15 protein-coding genes and 1 tRNA gene are annotated in these 16128 nt (G+C 70.6%); 6 read left to right on the top strand and 10 right to left on the bottom strand.

From position 1 onward, the window contains the following. Positions 1-292: 292 nt before the first annotated feature. From ACQEVG_RS11530 to ACQEVG_RS11520, 3 genes are all read right to left on the bottom strand, one after another. Entirely contained in the window at positions 293-1111 is an 819-nt protein-coding gene (locus tag ACQEVG_RS11530) for an SCO1664 family protein (RefSeq protein ID WP_432980935.1), read from the bottom strand. Further along, complete coding sequence (locus ACQEVG_RS11525) at positions 1075-1665, bottom strand: DUF3090 domain-containing protein (RefSeq protein WP_432980932.1); 591 nt, start codon at positions 1663-1665, stop codon at positions 1075-1077. The genes ACQEVG_RS11530 and ACQEVG_RS11525 overlap by 37 nt, the downstream gene beginning before the upstream one ends. Positions 1666-1822: 157 nt before the next feature. Further along, positions 1823-2509, bottom strand: coding sequence for a histidine phosphatase family protein (locus ACQEVG_RS11520; RefSeq protein ID WP_432980929.1), 687 nt, complete (start codon positions 2507-2509; stop codon positions 1823-1825). A gap of 59 nt (positions 2510-2568) precedes the next feature. Between ACQEVG_RS11520 and ACQEVG_RS11515 the strand changes: the two genes are divergently transcribed. After that, positions 2569-3561 carry a magnesium and cobalt transport protein CorA gene (locus ACQEVG_RS11515; RefSeq protein WP_432985279.1) on the top strand — a complete coding sequence of 331 codons (993 nt, stop codon included), beginning with the start codon at positions 2569-2571 and terminating at the stop codon, positions 3559-3561. 15 nt (positions 3562-3576) lie between these two features. On the opposite strand, the gene ACQEVG_RS11510 is transcribed toward ACQEVG_RS11515, so the two are convergent. Next, positions 3577-4362 carry a ferritin-like domain-containing protein gene (locus tag ACQEVG_RS11510; protein WP_432985276.1) on the bottom strand — a complete coding sequence of 262 codons (786 nt, stop codon included), beginning with the start codon at positions 4360-4362 and terminating at the stop codon, positions 3577-3579. Between the two features lie 302 nt (positions 4363-4664). After that, the gene (locus ACQEVG_RS11505; protein WP_432980926.1) at positions 4665-5714 is read right to left on the bottom strand and encodes an LLM class F420-dependent oxidoreductase; all 1050 of its coding nucleotides are present in this window, start codon (positions 5712-5714) and stop codon (positions 4665-4667) included. 128 nt (positions 5715-5842) lie between these two features. On the opposite strand from ACQEVG_RS11505, the gene ACQEVG_RS11500 reads away from it, so the two are divergent. Together ACQEVG_RS11500 and ACQEVG_RS11495 are read left to right on the top strand one after the other, a co-directional pair. Further along, positions 5843-6826, top strand: coding sequence for an aldo/keto reductase (locus tag ACQEVG_RS11500; RefSeq protein WP_432980923.1), 984 nt, complete (start codon positions 5843-5845; stop codon positions 6824-6826). After that, the gene (locus ACQEVG_RS11495; RefSeq protein WP_432980920.1) at positions 6823-9084 is read left to right on the top strand and encodes a helix-hairpin-helix domain-containing protein; all 2262 of its coding nucleotides are present in this window, start codon (positions 6823-6825) and stop codon (positions 9082-9084) included. The genes ACQEVG_RS11500 and ACQEVG_RS11495 overlap by 4 nt, the downstream gene beginning before the upstream one ends. A gap of 93 nt (positions 9085-9177) precedes the next feature. Here ACQEVG_RS11495 and ACQEVG_RS11490 read toward each other — a convergent pair whose 3' ends face one another. Next, positions 9178-9840, bottom strand: coding sequence for a hypothetical protein (locus tag ACQEVG_RS11490; protein ID WP_432980917.1), 663 nt, complete (start codon positions 9838-9840; stop codon positions 9178-9180). Positions 9841-9887: 47 nt separating this feature from the next. Here ACQEVG_RS11490 and ACQEVG_RS11485 point away from each other — a divergent pair, with 47 nt between their 5' ends. Further along, positions 9888-10076 carry a DUF5703 family protein gene (locus tag ACQEVG_RS11485; RefSeq protein ID WP_005319466.1) on the top strand — a complete coding sequence of 63 codons (189 nt, stop codon included), beginning with the start codon at positions 9888-9890 and terminating at the stop codon, positions 10074-10076. Between the two features lie 102 nt (positions 10077-10178). Here the strand turns inward: ACQEVG_RS11485 and ACQEVG_RS11480 are convergent, their stop codons facing one another. The 3 genes from ACQEVG_RS11480 to ACQEVG_RS11470 form a co-directional block, all read right to left on the bottom strand. After that, on the bottom strand, positions 10179-11138 hold the full coding sequence (locus tag ACQEVG_RS11480; RefSeq protein ID WP_432980913.1) for a chaplin: 960 nt from the start codon (positions 11136-11138) through the stop codon (positions 10179-10181). Positions 11139-11279: 141 nt separating this feature from the next. Beyond that, the gene (gene chpH, locus ACQEVG_RS11475) at positions 11280-11513 is read right to left on the bottom strand and encodes a chaplin ChpH (protein ID WP_432980910.1); all 234 of its coding nucleotides are present in this window, start codon (positions 11511-11513) and stop codon (positions 11280-11282) included. Between the two features lie 167 nt (positions 11514-11680). Further along, a complete protein-coding gene (locus ACQEVG_RS11470; protein WP_432980907.1) occupies positions 11681-13006 on the bottom strand; it encodes a M20/M25/M40 family metallo-hydrolase in 1326 nt (441 codons plus the stop codon). Positions 13007-13192: 186 nt separating this feature from the next. Between ACQEVG_RS11470 and ACQEVG_RS11465 the strand changes: the two genes are divergently transcribed. Together ACQEVG_RS11465 and ACQEVG_RS11460 are read left to right on the top strand one after the other, a co-directional pair. After that, positions 13193-13280, top strand: a tRNA-Leu gene (locus ACQEVG_RS11465). Between the two features lie 76 nt (positions 13281-13356). Further along, complete coding sequence (locus ACQEVG_RS11460) at positions 13357-14286, top strand: RluA family pseudouridine synthase (RefSeq protein ID WP_432980904.1); 930 nt, start codon at positions 13357-13359, stop codon at positions 14284-14286. Between the two features lie 67 nt (positions 14287-14353). Here ACQEVG_RS11460 and ACQEVG_RS11455 read toward each other — a convergent pair whose 3' ends face one another. After that, complete coding sequence (locus ACQEVG_RS11455; RefSeq protein WP_432980901.1) at positions 14354-15817, bottom strand: amino acid permease; 1464 nt, start codon at positions 15815-15817, stop codon at positions 14354-14356. Positions 15818-16128 lie beyond the last annotated feature (311 nt).

The following is a 16128-nucleotide window of genomic DNA, read 5'->3' as shown; positions in this document are numbered from 1 at the left end:
GGGCCCATCCGCGCCGCGAGCCGGGTGCCTTGGGGCCCGGGGCATCGCGCCACGAAGTCGGCGCGCCTCGCAGAACTCATCCGCCGCGAAGCGGGCGCGCGCCCGAGGACTGTAGGGGCGTCGCGCCCGCGCCGCTGAGCGGGCGCAGCCCGCGCGGGACCATCCGCGCGGCGAAGCCGGCGCTTGGGGGGTGTGGGGCCTCAGCCCCCACGTACCTTCCCCTCGCCAGGGGCCTGGGGGCTCGCCCCCAGTTTCGAGAAGGGGCGGGGTGCGGGAACCTCCCCCGCACCACTCACACCGGCGGCCAGGGAATCGCCGGCCACTCCCCCGAGGGCACCGGATGCCGTCCCGTCCCCCTCAGCGCCTCCACCCGCTCCCGCACCGCCTCGACCTCCGCCGGTGTCAGCAGCTCCGCCAGACGGGTGGCCAGAGCCCCACCCTCCTCCAGCGAGGCCGACAGTTCGGCCAGCGTCGCCAGCTCCGACGACGGCAGCGGCTCCCCCGCCCACCCCCACAGCAGCGTCCGCAGCTTGTCGTCCACGTTGAACGTCACCCCGTGGTCGATCGCGTACAGGTGCCCCTCCGCGGTCGGCAGCAGATGCCCGCCCTTCCGGTCCCCGTTGTTGATCACCGCGTCGAGCACCGCCAGCCGCCGCAGCCGCGGATCGTCCGCGTGCACCAGCAGCGCCGTACGCCCCTCGCCCACCTCCGCGAAGCCGACCGCCTTCCAGCCCTGGCCCGGCTCCTCGTCCTCGACCAGTGCGAGGAGCGCCGCCGATGGGTCCGCCTCGATCCAGAGCTGGACCATGCCCTCGCCGTACGGCCCGTCCCGCAGGACGGTCGGCGGCACCAGGCCCCACCCCGTCGCCTCGGAGAGCTCGTACGCCGCGACCTCCCGCTGCGCGAGAGTCCCCTCCGGGAAGTCCCACAGCGGCCGCTCCCCGGCGATCGGCTTGTACACGCACGTGACCTCTTCGCCCTCGTACGAGACCGAGCAGTACAGCACCGCGTTGGACGCCTCGCGGACCCGTCCGCGCACGGTGAGCTCACCCTCGGCGAGGAGGTCCAGCGCCGTCAGGCTCCGCGGCGGTATCCGTTCTGGCGCGGGCATACATGTCCTTCCGGATCGAGGGGCAGGCTGCACAGCGGGCACGGCGGCCGGCCGGCGTTCACGACGTCCAGCGCGCGCTTGGCAAAGGCCCTGGCCTGCGCCCCGGTCAGCCGGACGCGCAGCATCGGCGGGCCGTTCTCCTCGTCCTGGAGCAGCCGCTCCTCGGCCTCCGCGAGGTCCTCCTCGGAGTCCGCGTCCAGCTCCACCAGCGCCTGGGCCTCGACGATCATGCGCTGTTCCTCGCCGTCCCACGCCAGCGCCATCGTGCCGACCCGGAACTCCTCCTCGACCGGAGCGTCCAGCGGCGCGGTGTCCGCGACATCGGCGGGCGCCATGGCCGGCACCGGCGCGTTGCCCCCGGTACGGCGTACGACCTCGTCCAGCAGCTCGTCGATCCGCTCGGCGAGCGCGGCGACCTGGGTCTTCTCCAGGGCCACACTGGTGACGCGCCCTGCGGCGGAAGCCTGCAGGAAGAACGTACGGCGGCCAGGCAGCCCGACCGTACCGGCCACGAAGCGGTCCGGTGGGTCGTACAGGAACACCTGACGGGACACGTTCTGTCTCCCTCGGGATCTCGGGGGCGGTCGGTCTCGACTGCTCAGGACTGGTCAGGACTACTGAGAACTGCTGAGGACTGCTGAACGACGGCTGCCTACGGTTATCGAGCGGGCATACGGGTTTTCGGCCCGTCCACCCTACTGCGCGGAGCGATCACGGGGCGCCCGCGCCGCCCCCGACAACCCCGGCCCCGCCACCGCCGTTTCCGCGCGGCGCCAGCGAGCCGAAATCCCCGGTGTCGCCGAGGCGCAGAAGAAACGGACGCGTTCGGGTGTAACGGATGGCGGTCACGGAACACGGCTCCACATGAATCCGCTGGAAGAGGTCGAGATGCATGCCGAGCGCGTCCGCCACCAACGACTTGATGATGTCGCCGTGCGAGCACATCACATATGCCGCGTCCTCGCCGTGCGCGGCATCGACGCGCGCGTTCCAGTCCCGTACGGCATCGACCGCGCGTGCCTGCATCGCCCGCATCGATTCGCCGCCCGGGAACGCCGCCGACGACGGGTGCTGCTGCACCACGTCCATCAGCGGCTCGTCGGCGAGCTCCTTGAGCTTTCGCCCGGCCCAGTCGCCGTAGTGGCACTCGCCGATCCGCTCGTCCGTCTTGAGCTCCAGCTCCGGCCGGGCGTCCAGCAGCGGCTGCATGGTCTGCAGACAGCGCTCCAGCGGGCTGCTGACGGCCGCGGCGAGCGACACATCGGCGAGGCGCTGGGGCAGCGCGGCCGCCTGCGCGGCGCCGCGCTCGTCGAGAAAAACGCCCGGAGTCCAGCCGGCGAGCACCCCCGCGGTGTTGGCGGTGGAGCGTCCGTGGCGTACGAGGATCAGCGTGGCCATGCGGATCAGCCTAGGCGGACACGCGCCCTGGGGTGCGCCGGGGGAGGACAGAGGGGAGAATACGCGCCGTGATCGTGGACTGTGCCATCTATCGGGACGGGCGCCGCACCGAAGGCCCCGCCGACTTCTCCGACGCCCTCGACGAGGCTCGGGCGAGCGGCGACGCCTTCCTCTGGATAGGCGTGCACGAGCCGACGGAGAAGGAGTTCGATCTCGTCAGGAGCGAATTCGGCCTGCATCCGCTGGCCGTCGAGGACGCCCTCACCGCCCATCAGCGCCCGAAGCTGGAGGTGTACGACGACTCGCTCTTCATGGTCCTCAAGCCGGTGGTGTACGAGCCGAAGTCGGACACCGTCACCGCCGGCGAGCTGATGGTCTTCATAGGTGATTCGTTCGTGGTGACGGTCCGGCACGGGGAAGGCTCGCCGCTCGCCGCCGTACGCCGTCGGCTCGAAGCCGAGCCCGAAGTGCTCAAGCACGGCCCGACGGCGGTTCTCTACGCCATCAGCGACGCGGTCGTCGACCACTACATCGATGTCGCCGCGGAGCTCCAGGTGGACCTGGAGGAGATGGAGACGGAGGTGTTCGCGCCCAGCAGCAGCGCTTCCAAGAACACCGCGGCGCGTATCTACACCTTCAAGCGGCAGGTGCTGGAGTTCCGCCGCGCCGCAGGTCCGCTTGCCGGGCCGGTGTCCCGGCTGGCCAGCGCGGGCGTGCCGTTCGTCCATGAGCACTCGCAGCCGTTCTTCCGGGACGTGAATGACCATCTGACCCGGGCGAACGAGCAGGTCGAGGGCTTGGACCGGCTGCTTTCGGACGTCCTGTCCGCCCATCTCGCGCAGATGGGCGTGCGGCAGAACGACGACATGCGCAAGATCTCGGCGTGGGCGGCCATGGCCGCGGTCCCCACGATGGTCGCGGGCATCTACGGGATGAACTTCGACCACATGCCGGAGCTGCGGTGGGTGTGGGCGTATCCGACCGTGCTGCTGCTGATGGCCGGCGCGGTCTACGGCCTGTTCCGGCTCTTCAAGCGCCGCGGCTGGCTCTAGGGCATGTCTTTCGGATCAGAAGGCGGGCGCGGCGGTGGCGGGTCCGTCGAGTGCGCCTCGGCGGATCGGCATCTCCAGAGTGACCATCCGATGCCAGCCACCGAGGCGTTCGTACGCGTACATGCCATGGACGCCGACGGTGAGCGCGGCGGACTTGGCCTTGGGCCAGTGCAGCAGGCGCCCCATGTGGCTCATCACCGCGAGGCTCACATCGCGGTAGACCTTGATCTCGGCGAGGGCGCTCTCGCGCAGCACCCGGTGGATCGTACGGCCGTGTCCGGCGGCGGCGAGGCGCAGCAACTCCTCGTGGCAGTAGGCCAGATGGTTGCTCTCGTCGCTGCAGATCATCCTGATGGCCTTGCCCAGTTCGGGGTGGTCCCCGAAGCACTTCACCAGCATGTCCATCTGGTCGGCGGCCCGCTGCTCGGTGACCCTGCTGTGCGAGAGATAGACGACGATGTCCTCCTCGGTCAGCGGCTCGTCACGGCGCAGCTTCTCGTGGGTGAGTCCGATGTTCACCTTCTCCAGCAGCATCGTGTAGTCGGTCTCGGGCGGTACGGGGACGGGCTCGAGCTCGCGCTTCCTCAGCAGCGCGTTGAAGAGCCGCCCGTGCTTGTCCTCGTCGGCGCCGTGCCGGGTGATCTTGGGCGCGAGCTCACGCATGCTCTCGGGCACGAGGGCGGCGATGCGGCCGTTCTCCCAGCCGCCCTGGGCCTCGCCGCTGGCGGCGATGGAGCAGAAGAGCTGGAAGGCCTCGTCGCTGTCGACGATTTCCTGGAAGAGACTCCGGGCCGAGAGCATCAATGCCACCTCCATGAGGATGTCCGCAATACGAGTCAAATGCGGTATGGGAGGCGAGGCAACAGGTAAGTGGCGCAACTCCGCCGAACGGAGGACAGCGGCACACGACAGGAAGCAGTAACCCGGGCGGGCTGTCCGGCGTTGTGCTCTACGACGGCCGTGGCGGGGAAGACCCCCCGAGCCCCCACCACGGCCGCAGACTTGTTTTCGGCTCTCCCGGGGGCCCGGGCCGTCCGGACAGGCACCCGGGCACCACGGCCGCAGACTTGTTTTCGGCTCTCCCGGGGCCTCAGCTGCCCGTACTACGCGAGGCCCGCGCGCTCCAGTGCTTCCGTGCCCGCCCGGAGCGCCGCGAGCCGCTCGTCCAGTGTGAATCCGGCCGGGGCGAGAGTCAGGGTGGTGACACCGGCCGCGGCGTACGCCTGCATCCGGTCGGCGATCCGCTCCACCGAGCCCAGCAGCGTCGTCTGGTCGATCAGCTCGTGCGGGACCGCGGCCGCCGCGCCCTCCTTGTCGCCGGACAGGTACTTGTCCTGGATCTCGGCCGCTTCCTTCTCGTAACCCATGCGCTGCGCAAGCTGGTTGTAGAAGTTCTGCTTGCGGCTGCCCATCCCGCCGACGTACAGCGCGGTGTACGGACGGAACATGTCGGCAAGGCCCTTGACGTCGTCGCCGATCGCCAGCGGCAGCGTCGGGCAGACGTCGAAGCCCTCCAGCGTCTTGCCGGCCTTCTCGCGGCCCGCCCGCAGGTGCTTGATCGCCGTGTCCTCGAGATGCTCCGCGGCCGGGAAGATCAGCAGCGCGCCGTCCGCGATCTCGCCGGTCTGCTCCAGGTTCTTGGGTCCGATCGCGGCGATGTACAGCGGGATGTGCTCGCGCTGCGGGTGCACGGTGAGCTTGATCGGCTTACCCGGGCCGTCCGGCAGCGGCAGCGTCCAGTGCTCGCCCTCGTACGACAGGCGCTCGCGGGACATCGCCCTGCGGACGATCTCGACGTACTCGCGGGTGCGGGAGAGCGGCTTGTCGAACTTGATGCCGTACCAGCCCTCGGAGACCTGCGGGCCCGAGACGCCGAGGCCCAGGCGGAAGCGGCCGCCCGAGAGGGAGTCGAGGGTCGCGGCGGTCATCGCGGTCATGGCGGGCTGGCGGGCCGGGATCTGCATGATCGCGGAGCCGACGTCGATGCGCTCGGTCTGCGCGGCGACCCAGGTCAGGACGGTGGGGGCGTCGGATCCGTACGCCTCCGCGGCCCAGCAGACGTCGTAGCCGAGCTGGTCGGCCTCCTTGGCGACGGCGAGGTTGTCTCCGTCCATCCCCGCGCCCCAGTAGCCGAGGTTGATGCCGAGCCGCATAACCGCTCCTCTTACTGATCAGTAATGTCCCTGTCCGCGGACTCTAGCGCGGCCTCGGGGGATCCGGCAGAGGGAGGTTGTCCACAGGCTCTCTCAGGGTGGGCCCCTGGCCAGTAATCTCAGCGCCCATGGAGCAGAGGCATCTCGGCCGCACCGGCCTGCGCGTGTCCCGGATCGGGCTCGGCACCCTGACATGGGGCCGGGACACCGATGAGCACGACGCCGCCGACCAGTTGAAGGTGTTCTGGGAGGCGGGCGGGACGTTGATCGACACCGCCGATGTGTACGGCGGCGGGGACGCCGAGTATCTGCTGGGGCAGTTGGTCGAGCGGCTTGTGCCGAGGCACGATCTGGTGATCGCGACGAAGGCGGGCAGCGTGCCCGATCCCGACCGGCGTTTCGACGGCTCGCGTGGGCATCTGCTCGCCGCGCTGGACGCGTCCTTGGAGCGGCTCGGGACGGATTACGTCGACCTCTGGCAGGTCCATGCCTTTGATCCCGGGACCCCGCTGGAGGAGACGCTCCAGGCGCTCGACATCGCGGTCAGCAGCGGACGGGCGCGGTATGCGGGCGTGTCGAACTTCTGCGGCTGGCAGCTGGCGAAGGCGGCGACCTGGCAGTTGGCCGCTCCGGGGGTGCGGACCCGGCTGGCCAGCACGCAGATGGAGTACTCACTGCTGCAGCGCGGGATCGAGCGGGAGGTGCTGCCCGCCGCGCTGGACCTGGGGGTCGGGCTGCTGCCGTCGTCACCTCTCGGCCGCGGGGTGCTGACCGGGAAGTACCGGCATGCGACTCCGGCGGATTCACGGGGCGCGTCGGAGCAGTTGGCGCCGTTCGTGGAGCCGTATCTGGACGAGACGGCGAGCAGCATCGTGGACGCGGTGGCGACCGCGGCGGACGGCCTTGCGGCGACGACGCTCCAGGTGGCGCTCGCGTGGGTGCGGGACCGTCCCGGCGTGGTGGCGCCGATCGTCGGCGCGCGCAATGCGCAGCAGCTCACGGCAGCATTGTCAGTGGAGGCCCTTAGTCTTCCTGACGAGATCTGCCAGGCGCTCGACGATGTGTCGGCGCCCGTGCACCGATATCCCGACCAGGACTGGAGCACGCTGTGACTGCGCCTTCCGAGGGGACGCCGCCCCCAACAGCCGCTGTGCGGCGGGCCGAACCCCCGGCCGAGGACCGCGAGTCCGCGGACGGAGCGGCCGTCCCGACACCGGACACCGCCGCGGACTCCGCCGAGGCCGCCGCCGACGCCGAGCCGGACGGCACCGCCGCGAGCGCCGACGCTGAGGCCACGGAAGGCACCAGCGCGCCGGACGCGACGCCGGACACGGACGCCTCCGGGGCTTCGGACACCGCCGCCCCGGACACCGCCGCCACGGATGGCGCCGAGAAGGCGGCCGAGCTCTCCGAGACCGAGGCCGAGCTCGCCGCGCAGCGGGAGTTGCGGGCCCGGATCGAGCAGCGGAAGGCCGAGAAGGCGGGGCCCATCGAGAGCGGCACCAAGCTCAGCGGGACCGCCGCCGATCTGCTCGCTGCGGTACGGGCCGTGGAGAGCGGCGAGAAGTCCGGCACCGCCTACTTCGACTCGCCCGCTCGCCCCACCGGCGGGACCCCCACCGCCCCCGCACCCAGGCGACCCGCACCCACCCCGGCCGAGCCGGTGCGGCCGCGGATTCCGGAGCCCGCCACGGCGCCGCGGGCGGCGGCACCGGAGTCCGTCACCGCGGTACGGGCCGTGCTCATCGAGGGCGGTGCGCCACAGGCGCTCGCGGACCAGGTCGCCCAGGTGCTCGGAGAGCAGGCCGCGGACGCCCTGCGCGAGGATCCGTGGCGGCTGCTCGCCGTGCCCGGTGTCCGGCCCGAACAGGCGGACGGTTTCGCCCGCGCGCTGCTCGGCGCGGAGTGCGGCCCGGGTGACGAGCGCCGGACGGCTGCCCTGGTCGGCTGGCAGCTGGAGCGCGCGGCGCTCCAGGGCCACACCTCGCTGGAGTCCTCCGTCGTGCGCGGTGCGCTGGCCGAGCGGTCGGTGCCCGACCCGGACGAGGCACTGCAACAGGCCATCGCCGAGGGCGCCGTGCTGGTCTTCCAGGACGGCATCGAGGAGGCCGAGGACGGGGACGAGCCCGCCCAGCCGCCCGTGCCCGTGCTGCTGGGCCTCGACCGGTACGCACTCGCGGAGGAAAGCCTCGCGGACGGCCTGGCGCGACTGGCCAAGTCGGGCGCCGACGCCCGTTGGGAGGCGGCCGAGCCCACCGAGCTGGTCCGCGCGGTGGCAGCGAGCGGCCTGGTGCTGCACACCGGCGGCGAAGCGGCTCGCGCCGAGCCGGTCGCGCTGGCCGGGGCGGCACACGCCCTCGGGCTGCGGGCGGTCGTCGCGGTCCACAGTGAGAACGGCAGCCGACGGCTCGGTCCGGCCGCGGTCACCGTCGCCGGGCTGCTGTCCGGGGCTCAGGGCCCGGGCCGGGACGAGGACGGGGCCTTCGCGCTCGATCTCCTGGTCGTCCTTGACGCCCCGCAGCTGGATGTGGAGACCGCCGCGATGCTGGTCGAGTCGATGCCCGACGGCAGTCGGCTGGTGCTGAGCGGCGACCCCGGAGTGCTGGACTCGGCGGGCGCGGGCCGGGTGTTCGCGGATGTGCTGGCGGCCAGGGTGTGCCCGCAGATTGCCTCGCGGACGCCGGACCCGGGTCCGATCGGCGAGCTGGTCTCGGGCATCGGGATCGGCGAGCTGAACCAGGTGGCGGCGCCCGGCAAGGAGGTCGTCATCGTCCCGGTGCGGGACGCGGGAGAGGCGGTCCACCGTACGGTGCAGCTCGTCGCGGACTCGGTGCCGCGGGCCTTCGGGGTGCCGGCCGAGCAGACTCAGGTGATCACGGTCGGGCACGGCGGCTCCGCGGGGACGCGCGCGCTGAACGCGGCTCTCAAGCAGCGGCTGAACCCGGGCCCGGGCCGGTTCGGCGGTTTCGATCCGGGTGACCGGGTCGCGTACGCCCCGGCGCTCGGCCGGACACTGCCCGGCACCGTCGTCTCGGCGGAGGCGGACGGCCTGCACCTCGACTGCGAGGGCACGCCCGTCGTCGTACCCAAGGAGCGGGTCGAGTCGGCGGTGCGGCACGGCTGGGCGCTGACGGCGCACCAGGCCGCCGGGATGCGCTGGCCCGCGGCGGTCGTGGTGCTGCCGGGCGATGCGGCGCAGGGGTTGAGCCGGCCGTGGATCTACACCGCGTTCAGCCGTGGGGAGCGCCATCTGTCCGTGGTGCACGGCGTGGACCAGGCGCTGCCGCGCGCGGTGGCGGAGGTACCGGCCCAGGAGCGCACGACGCGGCTGCGGACGCTGCTCGAAGGGCTGCTCGCCCCGGCGCAGTGATCAGCCCGCCGTGGCGGACGACGCACCGAGGCCCCCGTCGCGTCCGCGCGGCGGGGGCCTCGCCTCGGTGCGTACCCGTGAGGGCCGACGTGGTCAGGACTCCACTTCGTCGATGTCGTCGTCGAGATCCTGGGCCAGCTCGTCCTCGTCGAAAACCGAGCTGACATCGAAGCGGCACACGACCCGCTGCGGGTCCGCCTGGTCGAACGGCGTGCTCAGCCACTCCCCCGGCTCCGGGAGGTCGTCGGCAGCCGATACCCACAGCGTGGAGTCGCCCTCCTCCAGGCCGAATTCTTTGTGCCGGGAAGCGATTTCGTCCGGTTCGAACTCCCCGAAGAGCACTCCGAGCGCCGCGTGCACGCTCGTGCCGACCACCGGGGCGGTATCCGTGCGTTCCTCGTCGGGGTCCAGGTCGGCGATGCGCTGTGCCTGTGCGAGCAGTCGCTGCGGCTCGATCACCGCGTAATCCCGGCGGATCAGCACACTGAGCGCGTTCGGCTCCTCGGGTCCCGCGTACGGAGGCAGCGAGTCGTCCGCACCCGGGATCTCGAACGGCGTCACCTCGTCGTAGCGGTCGTACAGGCGCTCGTCGTACGCCTCCGCCGCCGCGGCGAGGTGGTTGAACGCGTCGTAGACAGCCGGGTCGTCCTCGCCCGTGCGGTTCTCGACCGCCGCGAGGTGACGGTCCAGTGCGGTTTTGACCGCCTCGGCGGCGGCACGTACCTCGGCAGCGGTGGGCTGCGCAGCATCAGACATAGTGCAGACGCTATCCGTACCGGGGCTCTGCCCGCACAATAGATGCGATGCCGGAATACGAATTTGTCGACGTCTACGTGCCGCGCGGGGTCTCCCGCAAGGAGGCGACACGTCTGCTGACCGACCACGCCGAGTACGGACACTGGGAGTTGGACCGACTGAGTCTGCACCGGGACGGCAGCCGCAGGGTGCGGCTGCGCCGGCGCATCATCCGTCAGGTGCGCGCCACCTGGTGAGCGAGTGAGCAACACGGAGCGGGCCCCGCGACCGCGGGACCCGCTCCGTTTCATGCCCTTTCGCACTGTTACGTACGAATGTGTCGCTCCGCGACCTCTTGATTACGCAGAGGCGCGGGCGCGGCGGTAGAGCACCGCTCCCGCCAGCAGCAGACCGGCGCCCGCCGGGGCCAGCATGTCCAGCGCTCCGGCACCGGTGTGCGCGAGCTGACCGCCCCTGGTGACGGTCTGCGCGGCGGGGGCGTTCGGAGCGGCCGGAACCTCGGTCCCGGGCTGAGCCGGCGTACCAGGCTGGGTCGGCGTACCAGGCTGGCTCGGGGTTCCAGGCTGGGTCGGCGTCCCGGGCTGGGTCGGGGTACCGGGCTGAGTCGGCGTGCCGGGCTGAGTCGGCGTGCCGGGCTGAGTGGGGGTACCGGGCGGGGTCGGCTCTCCGGGCTGCGCGGGCGGCGTGTTGTCGCCGACGTTGCTGCCGCACTCGTTGCCCGCGGCCGCGTTGCCGAGGCCGACGACGCTGACGGTGTTCCCGCAGGCGTTCACGGGGACGTCGACCGGCGCCTGGACGTTGTTGCCGGAGGCGACGCCGGGAGAGTCGCTGGCGTCCCCACCGGCCTGGGATCCACCACCGTTCGCGCTGCCGCCGGAGCCGTTGGCGCACCCGTTGCCGCTGGCGGGATTGAGCAGACCGACGACATCGGCCGTGTTCCCGCACGCGTTCACAGGGACGTCGACCGGCGCCTGGACGTTGTTGCCGGAGGCGACGCCGGGAGAGTCGCTGGCGTCCCCACCGGCCTGGGATCCACCACCGTTCGCGCTGCCGCCGGAGCCGTTGGCGCACCCGTTGCCGCTGGCGGGATTGAGCAGACCAATGACATTGGCCGTGTTCCCGCACGCGTTCACGGGGACGTGCACCGGAACCTGCACCGCATTCCCGGACGCCACACCCGGCGAATTCGACGCGCTTCCCTGCGCCGTGGCATCCGCCTGCGCATATCCGCCACCGAGGGCGAGTACGCCGCCCGCAGCCGCGATGGTGATCAAGCCTTTGCGAGTGAAGTGTCGCATTGATGATTCCTTGCCTTCCTGCTTCAGGAAATCCCGGACGTCGTGCCCGGGGCCGGAATGCCCGACGGCCCCGGAGCGCATGGCGCGCACTCCGGGACCGACCGGGGTCAAACCCATGCCCTCATGGGCCGAGTCACAACGTCACTGGTTGACGCAGGTGTTGCCGAAGGTGGGGTTCAGCAGGCCGATGACGCTCGCTGTGTTGCCGCAGACGTTCACCGGCACGTGGACGGGCACCTGGATGACGTTGCCGGAGAGCACTCCCGGGGACTGCACTGCAGCACCCTGGGCGCCCGCGTCGGCCATGGCCACACCCGCACCGGCGAGCACCAGGCCACCAGTGGCAGCCGCAGCAGCGACGACCTTCTTGATCATTGTTCCTCCTCGTTGGCAATGCGATCCCAGCCGCGGATCGCATCACCTGTAACGAGGAGGTGAGGTGCGGGCTACGAGCCCGATGCGCCATTCACTCTTTTCAGTCAAGTGCGTACGTACTAACGATTATTGGAGTTTCGTTTCAGCGGATCTGACCCCGAGGCGGCTCAGCACCGGTCGAGAAAACGGTCAAGCACTCGAACCCCGAACTTCAGACCGTCGACCGGCACCCGCTCGTCCACACCGTGGAACATTCCCGCGAAGTCCAGCTCCGGCGGCAGCTTGAGCGGCGCGAAGCCGAAGCACCGGATGCCGAGATCGTCGAAGGACTTGGCGTCGGTGCCGCCGGACAGCATGTACGGGACGGCGCGGGCGATCGGGTCCTCCGCCTTGAGGGCGATCTGCATCGCGTCCACGAGGTCTCCGTCGAAACTGGTCTCCAGCGCCTTGTCTCCGTGCACGTCCTCCCGCGTGACCCGCTGGCCGAGCAGCCGGTCGAGGTCGGCCAGGAACTCCTCCTCGTATCCCGGCAGGAAGCGTCCGTCCACATGGGCGGTCGCCTGCCCGGGGATGACGTTCACCTTGTAGCCGGCGCCGAGCATGGTGGGGGCCGCGGAGTTGCGCAGGGTCGCGCCGATCATCTTCGCGATGCCGCCGAGCTTGGCGAGCGTGGCGTCCATGTCCTCGGGGTCGAGCGGTGTGCCGAGCGCGTCGGAGAGCTCGTCCAGGAAGGACCGTACGGTCTTGGTCATCCTGACCGGCCATTTGTGCCGGCCGAGCCGGCCGACGGCCTCGCAGAGCTCGGTGATGGCGTTGTCGTTGTTGGTCATCGACCCGTGCCCGGCGGTGCCCTCGACGGTGAGGCGCATCCAGTGCATGCCCTTCTGCGCCGTCTCGACGAGATAGAGCCGCAGGTTCTCGTTGACGGTGAACGAGAAGCCGCCGACCTCGCCGATGGCCTCGGTCACGCCCTCGAAGAGGTCCGGGTGCTTGTCCACCAGATACCGCGCGCCGTAGGTGCCGCCCGCCTCCTCGTCGGCCAGGAAGGCCAGTACGATGTCGCGCGGGGGTTTGCGGCCGCTGCGCAGCCGGTCCCGTACGACGGCGAGGGTCATGGCGTCCATGTCCTTCATGTCGACCGCGCCGCGGCCCCAGACGCAGCCGTCCGCGATCTCGCCGGAGAAGGGGTGGTGCGTCCAGTCGTCGGCGTTCGCCGGTACGACATCGGTGTGGCCGTGGATGAGCAGCGCGGGCCTGGACGGGTCCTTGCCCGCGATCCGGGCGACCGTGGAGGCACGGCCCTTGTGCGACTCGAGGATCTGCGGTTCGAGCCCGACCTCGGCGAGCTTCTCCGCGACGTACTCCGCCGCGGCCCGCTCCCCCGGGCCCGAGTGGTCGCCGTAGTTGCTCGTGTCGATGCGGATCAGCTCACGACAGAGGTCGACGACCTCGTCCTCACCCGAGACGGTTCGGTCCGTGTTCGACTCGCTCACGCTGATTCCTCCCACTGTCGCTGCTGGTGGTTCCTCCTCATCCTCCCGCGAGCGGGCCCCGGAGCCCAAGGGCGGCTGTCCGCTGTCATATGGCCGTCACACGGGTGGGGGCGTGATCGGGCACGTCTGAATGTTTGCTATGGTTTTCCACGTCGGAACGGCGCAGCGCCGCGCGACAGACACCTTGTCCGGGTGGCGGAATGGCAGACGCGCTAGCTTGAGGTGCTAGTGCCCTTTATCGGGCGTGGGGGTTCAAGTCCCCCCTCGGACACCACCAAGATCCCCACGGATTCCCGTGGGGATCTTCTCGTTCCGTAGCCCCCGGGGGCGTTGCGCATACAGTCACGTCGGTGAGACGCAGACACAAGGCCCCGCCCTCGCCGCTGCCCCAGCGTGACGGCATCGATCCGGTGCGGCTGCGGCTGCCCGCCGATCCGGAGGGCGTCTGGAAGACGGTGTACGACCACCTCGCCGCGCGGTACGCCGGTGCCATCGGGGCCGAGAGGGTCGACGCGCTGTTCCGGGAGGGACGCATTGTCTCCGTTGACGGTCCCGTCGCGGCCGACGAGCCGTACACCGCGGGCCGGTATCTCTGGTTCCACCGGGACTTCGCGCCCGAGGAGCGCGTCCCCTTCGAGGTCGGGATCGTCCACCGGGACGAGCGTCTGGTGATCGCCGACAAGCCCCACTTCCTGGCCACGACCCCGCGCGGACGGCATGTCACCGAGACGGCGCTGGCCCGGTTGCGCCGTGATCTCGCGCTGCCGCAGCTTCAGCCCGCGCACCGGCTCGACCGGCTGACCGCGGGGCTTGCGCTGTTCGTCGTACGGTCCGGGGACCGCGGTGCGTACCAGACGATGTTCCGCGACCGGCAGGTGCGCAAGGAGTACGAGGCGGTGGCGCCGTACGACCCGGCGCTCGCGCTGCCCATGACCGTACGGAGCAGGATCGTGAAGGAGCGCGGGGTGATGGCCGCCCGCGAGGAGCCGGGCGAGCCTAACAGCGAGAGCCGGATCGAGCTGATCGAGCACCGGGCCGGGCTCGGCCGGTACCGGCTGCTGCCGGCCACCGGCCGCACCCATCAGCTGCGGGTCCATATGAACAGCCTCGGGCTGCCGCTCCTGAACGACCCGGTCTATCCGGTCGTCCAGCAGGCCGGGCCCGACGACTACTCCCGTCCGCTTCAACTCCTCGCGAAGGTACTGGAGTTCACCGATCCGCTGACGGGAGAGCCGTTCCGCTTCGAGAGCCGGCTGCGGCTGGCCGAGTGGACCCGCTGATTCCATGCGTACGACAGCGGCCCCCGCCAGATCGCTCCCGCGGGGGCCGCCGATGTCACTGAAGGCGTCAGGCGTCCTGGCGCTCCGCGGCGATCGTCTTGACCCGGCCGCGTACGACGAACCAGCCGCCGACCAGGGCCGCCGCGATCAGCGGCAGGAACATCACGGTCGTACGGCCCACGCCGCCGCCCCACCACATCAGGAAGGCCACGCTCGCGAGGAAGAACAGCGTGACGATCTGGGTGTACGGAGCCCAGGGCAGCCGGTACGAGGGCCGGGTCACGCGGCCGTCCTGCGCGCGGTGCCAGAACAGCAGCGAACAGAGCATGATCATGCCCCAGGTGCCGAGGATGCCGATCGACGCCAGGTTCAGGACGATCTCGAAGGCCTGGCCGGGCACGACGTAGTTGAGCGCGACGCCCAGCACACCGAAGGCCGCGGTCAGCAGGATGCCGCCGTAGGGCACCTGTCCGTTGTTCATCCGGCCGGTGAACTTGGGCGCGGAGCCCGACAGGGCCATCGAGCGCAGGATGCGGCCGGTGGAGTACAGGCCGGAGTTGAGGCTGGACAGGGCGGCGGTGAGCACCACGAGGTTCATCACGCCGGCCGCGCCCGGGACGCCGAGCTTGTCCATGACGGTGACGAAGGGGCTCTGGTCGCCGGAGTACGCCGTGTACGGGAGGAGCAGCGCGAGGAGCACCACCGAGCCGACGTAGAACAGGCCGACCCGCCACATGATCGAGTTGATCGCCTTGGGCATGATCTTCTCGGGGCTCTCGGTCTCACCGGCGGCCACGCCGCACAGCTCGACGGAGGCGTACGCGAAGACGACGCCCTGGATCACCAGCAGCATCGGCAGCATGCCCGTCGGGAAAATGCCGCCGTTGTCGGTGATGGTGGAGAAGCCGGGGGTGTGGCCGTCCACCGGGTGCTGGGTGACCACCAGGTAGATGCCGACGAGCATGAAGGCGACCAGCGCGGCGACCTTGATGATCGCGAACCAGAACTCCATCTCGCCGAAGTACTTCACCGAGATGAGGTTGGCGGTGAGGACGACCGCAAGGGCGATCAGCGCGAGGACCCACTGCGGGATGCTGCTGAACATCGCCCAGAAGTGGGCATAGGTGGCGGCCGCGGTGATGTCGGCGATCGCGGTGGTCGACCAGTTGAGGAAGTAGAGCCAGCCGGCCGCGAAGGCGCCCTTCTCGCCCATGAACTCACGGGCGTAGGAGACGAAGGCGCCGGAGGACGGGCGGTAGAGGACCAACTCACCGAGGGCGCGCACCACGAAGAAGGCGAAGACGCCGCAGACCGCGTAGGCGATGGCCAGGGAGGGGCCCGCGCCCGCCATACGGCCGCCCGCGCCGAGAAAGAGGCCGGTGCCTATCGCTCCGCCGATCGCGATCATGTTGATGTGGCGGGACTTGAGGTCCTTGCTGTAGCCGGCGTCTCCGGCGTCCACGTGGGGGGAGCTCGTCGTCGCCGGAGCCCCGGCGGCGAGCGTTTCGGCCGCGGTGATGCGGTCACTCATGGGAAAGGTTCGCCTTCGTGAGGGGTATGTGCGGTTCCCGGCCGGAGCCGGTGGGGGTGGTCACCTTGGCGTGGCCCGACGCCACATCATCAGGGCAACCCTGGGATTCTGACAGTGGCGCACGTCACGCAGCGATAGATCTGAGGGGATTTTGAGGTTACGGCCCAGTAAACCAAGGTCATCGACCGACGCGGTAATCCTGACGCGGACAGCTCAGAGCGCCTCGGGACGGCTCAGGGCCGCGTCGCAGGGCTGTTCGGGGAGCCAGTACCTGCAGCTCGGCGAGCGCGTGAATATGTCGTACCAATGGG

Source organism: Streptomyces sp. CA-135486 (assembly GCF_050936555.1).
In the GTDB taxonomy this organism is placed as follows: domain Bacteria; phylum Actinomycetota; class Actinomycetes; order Streptomycetales; family Streptomycetaceae; genus Streptomyces.
Note: the sequence above shows the minus strand (reverse complement) of the source record. Positions and strands in the feature narration are given on the sequence as shown.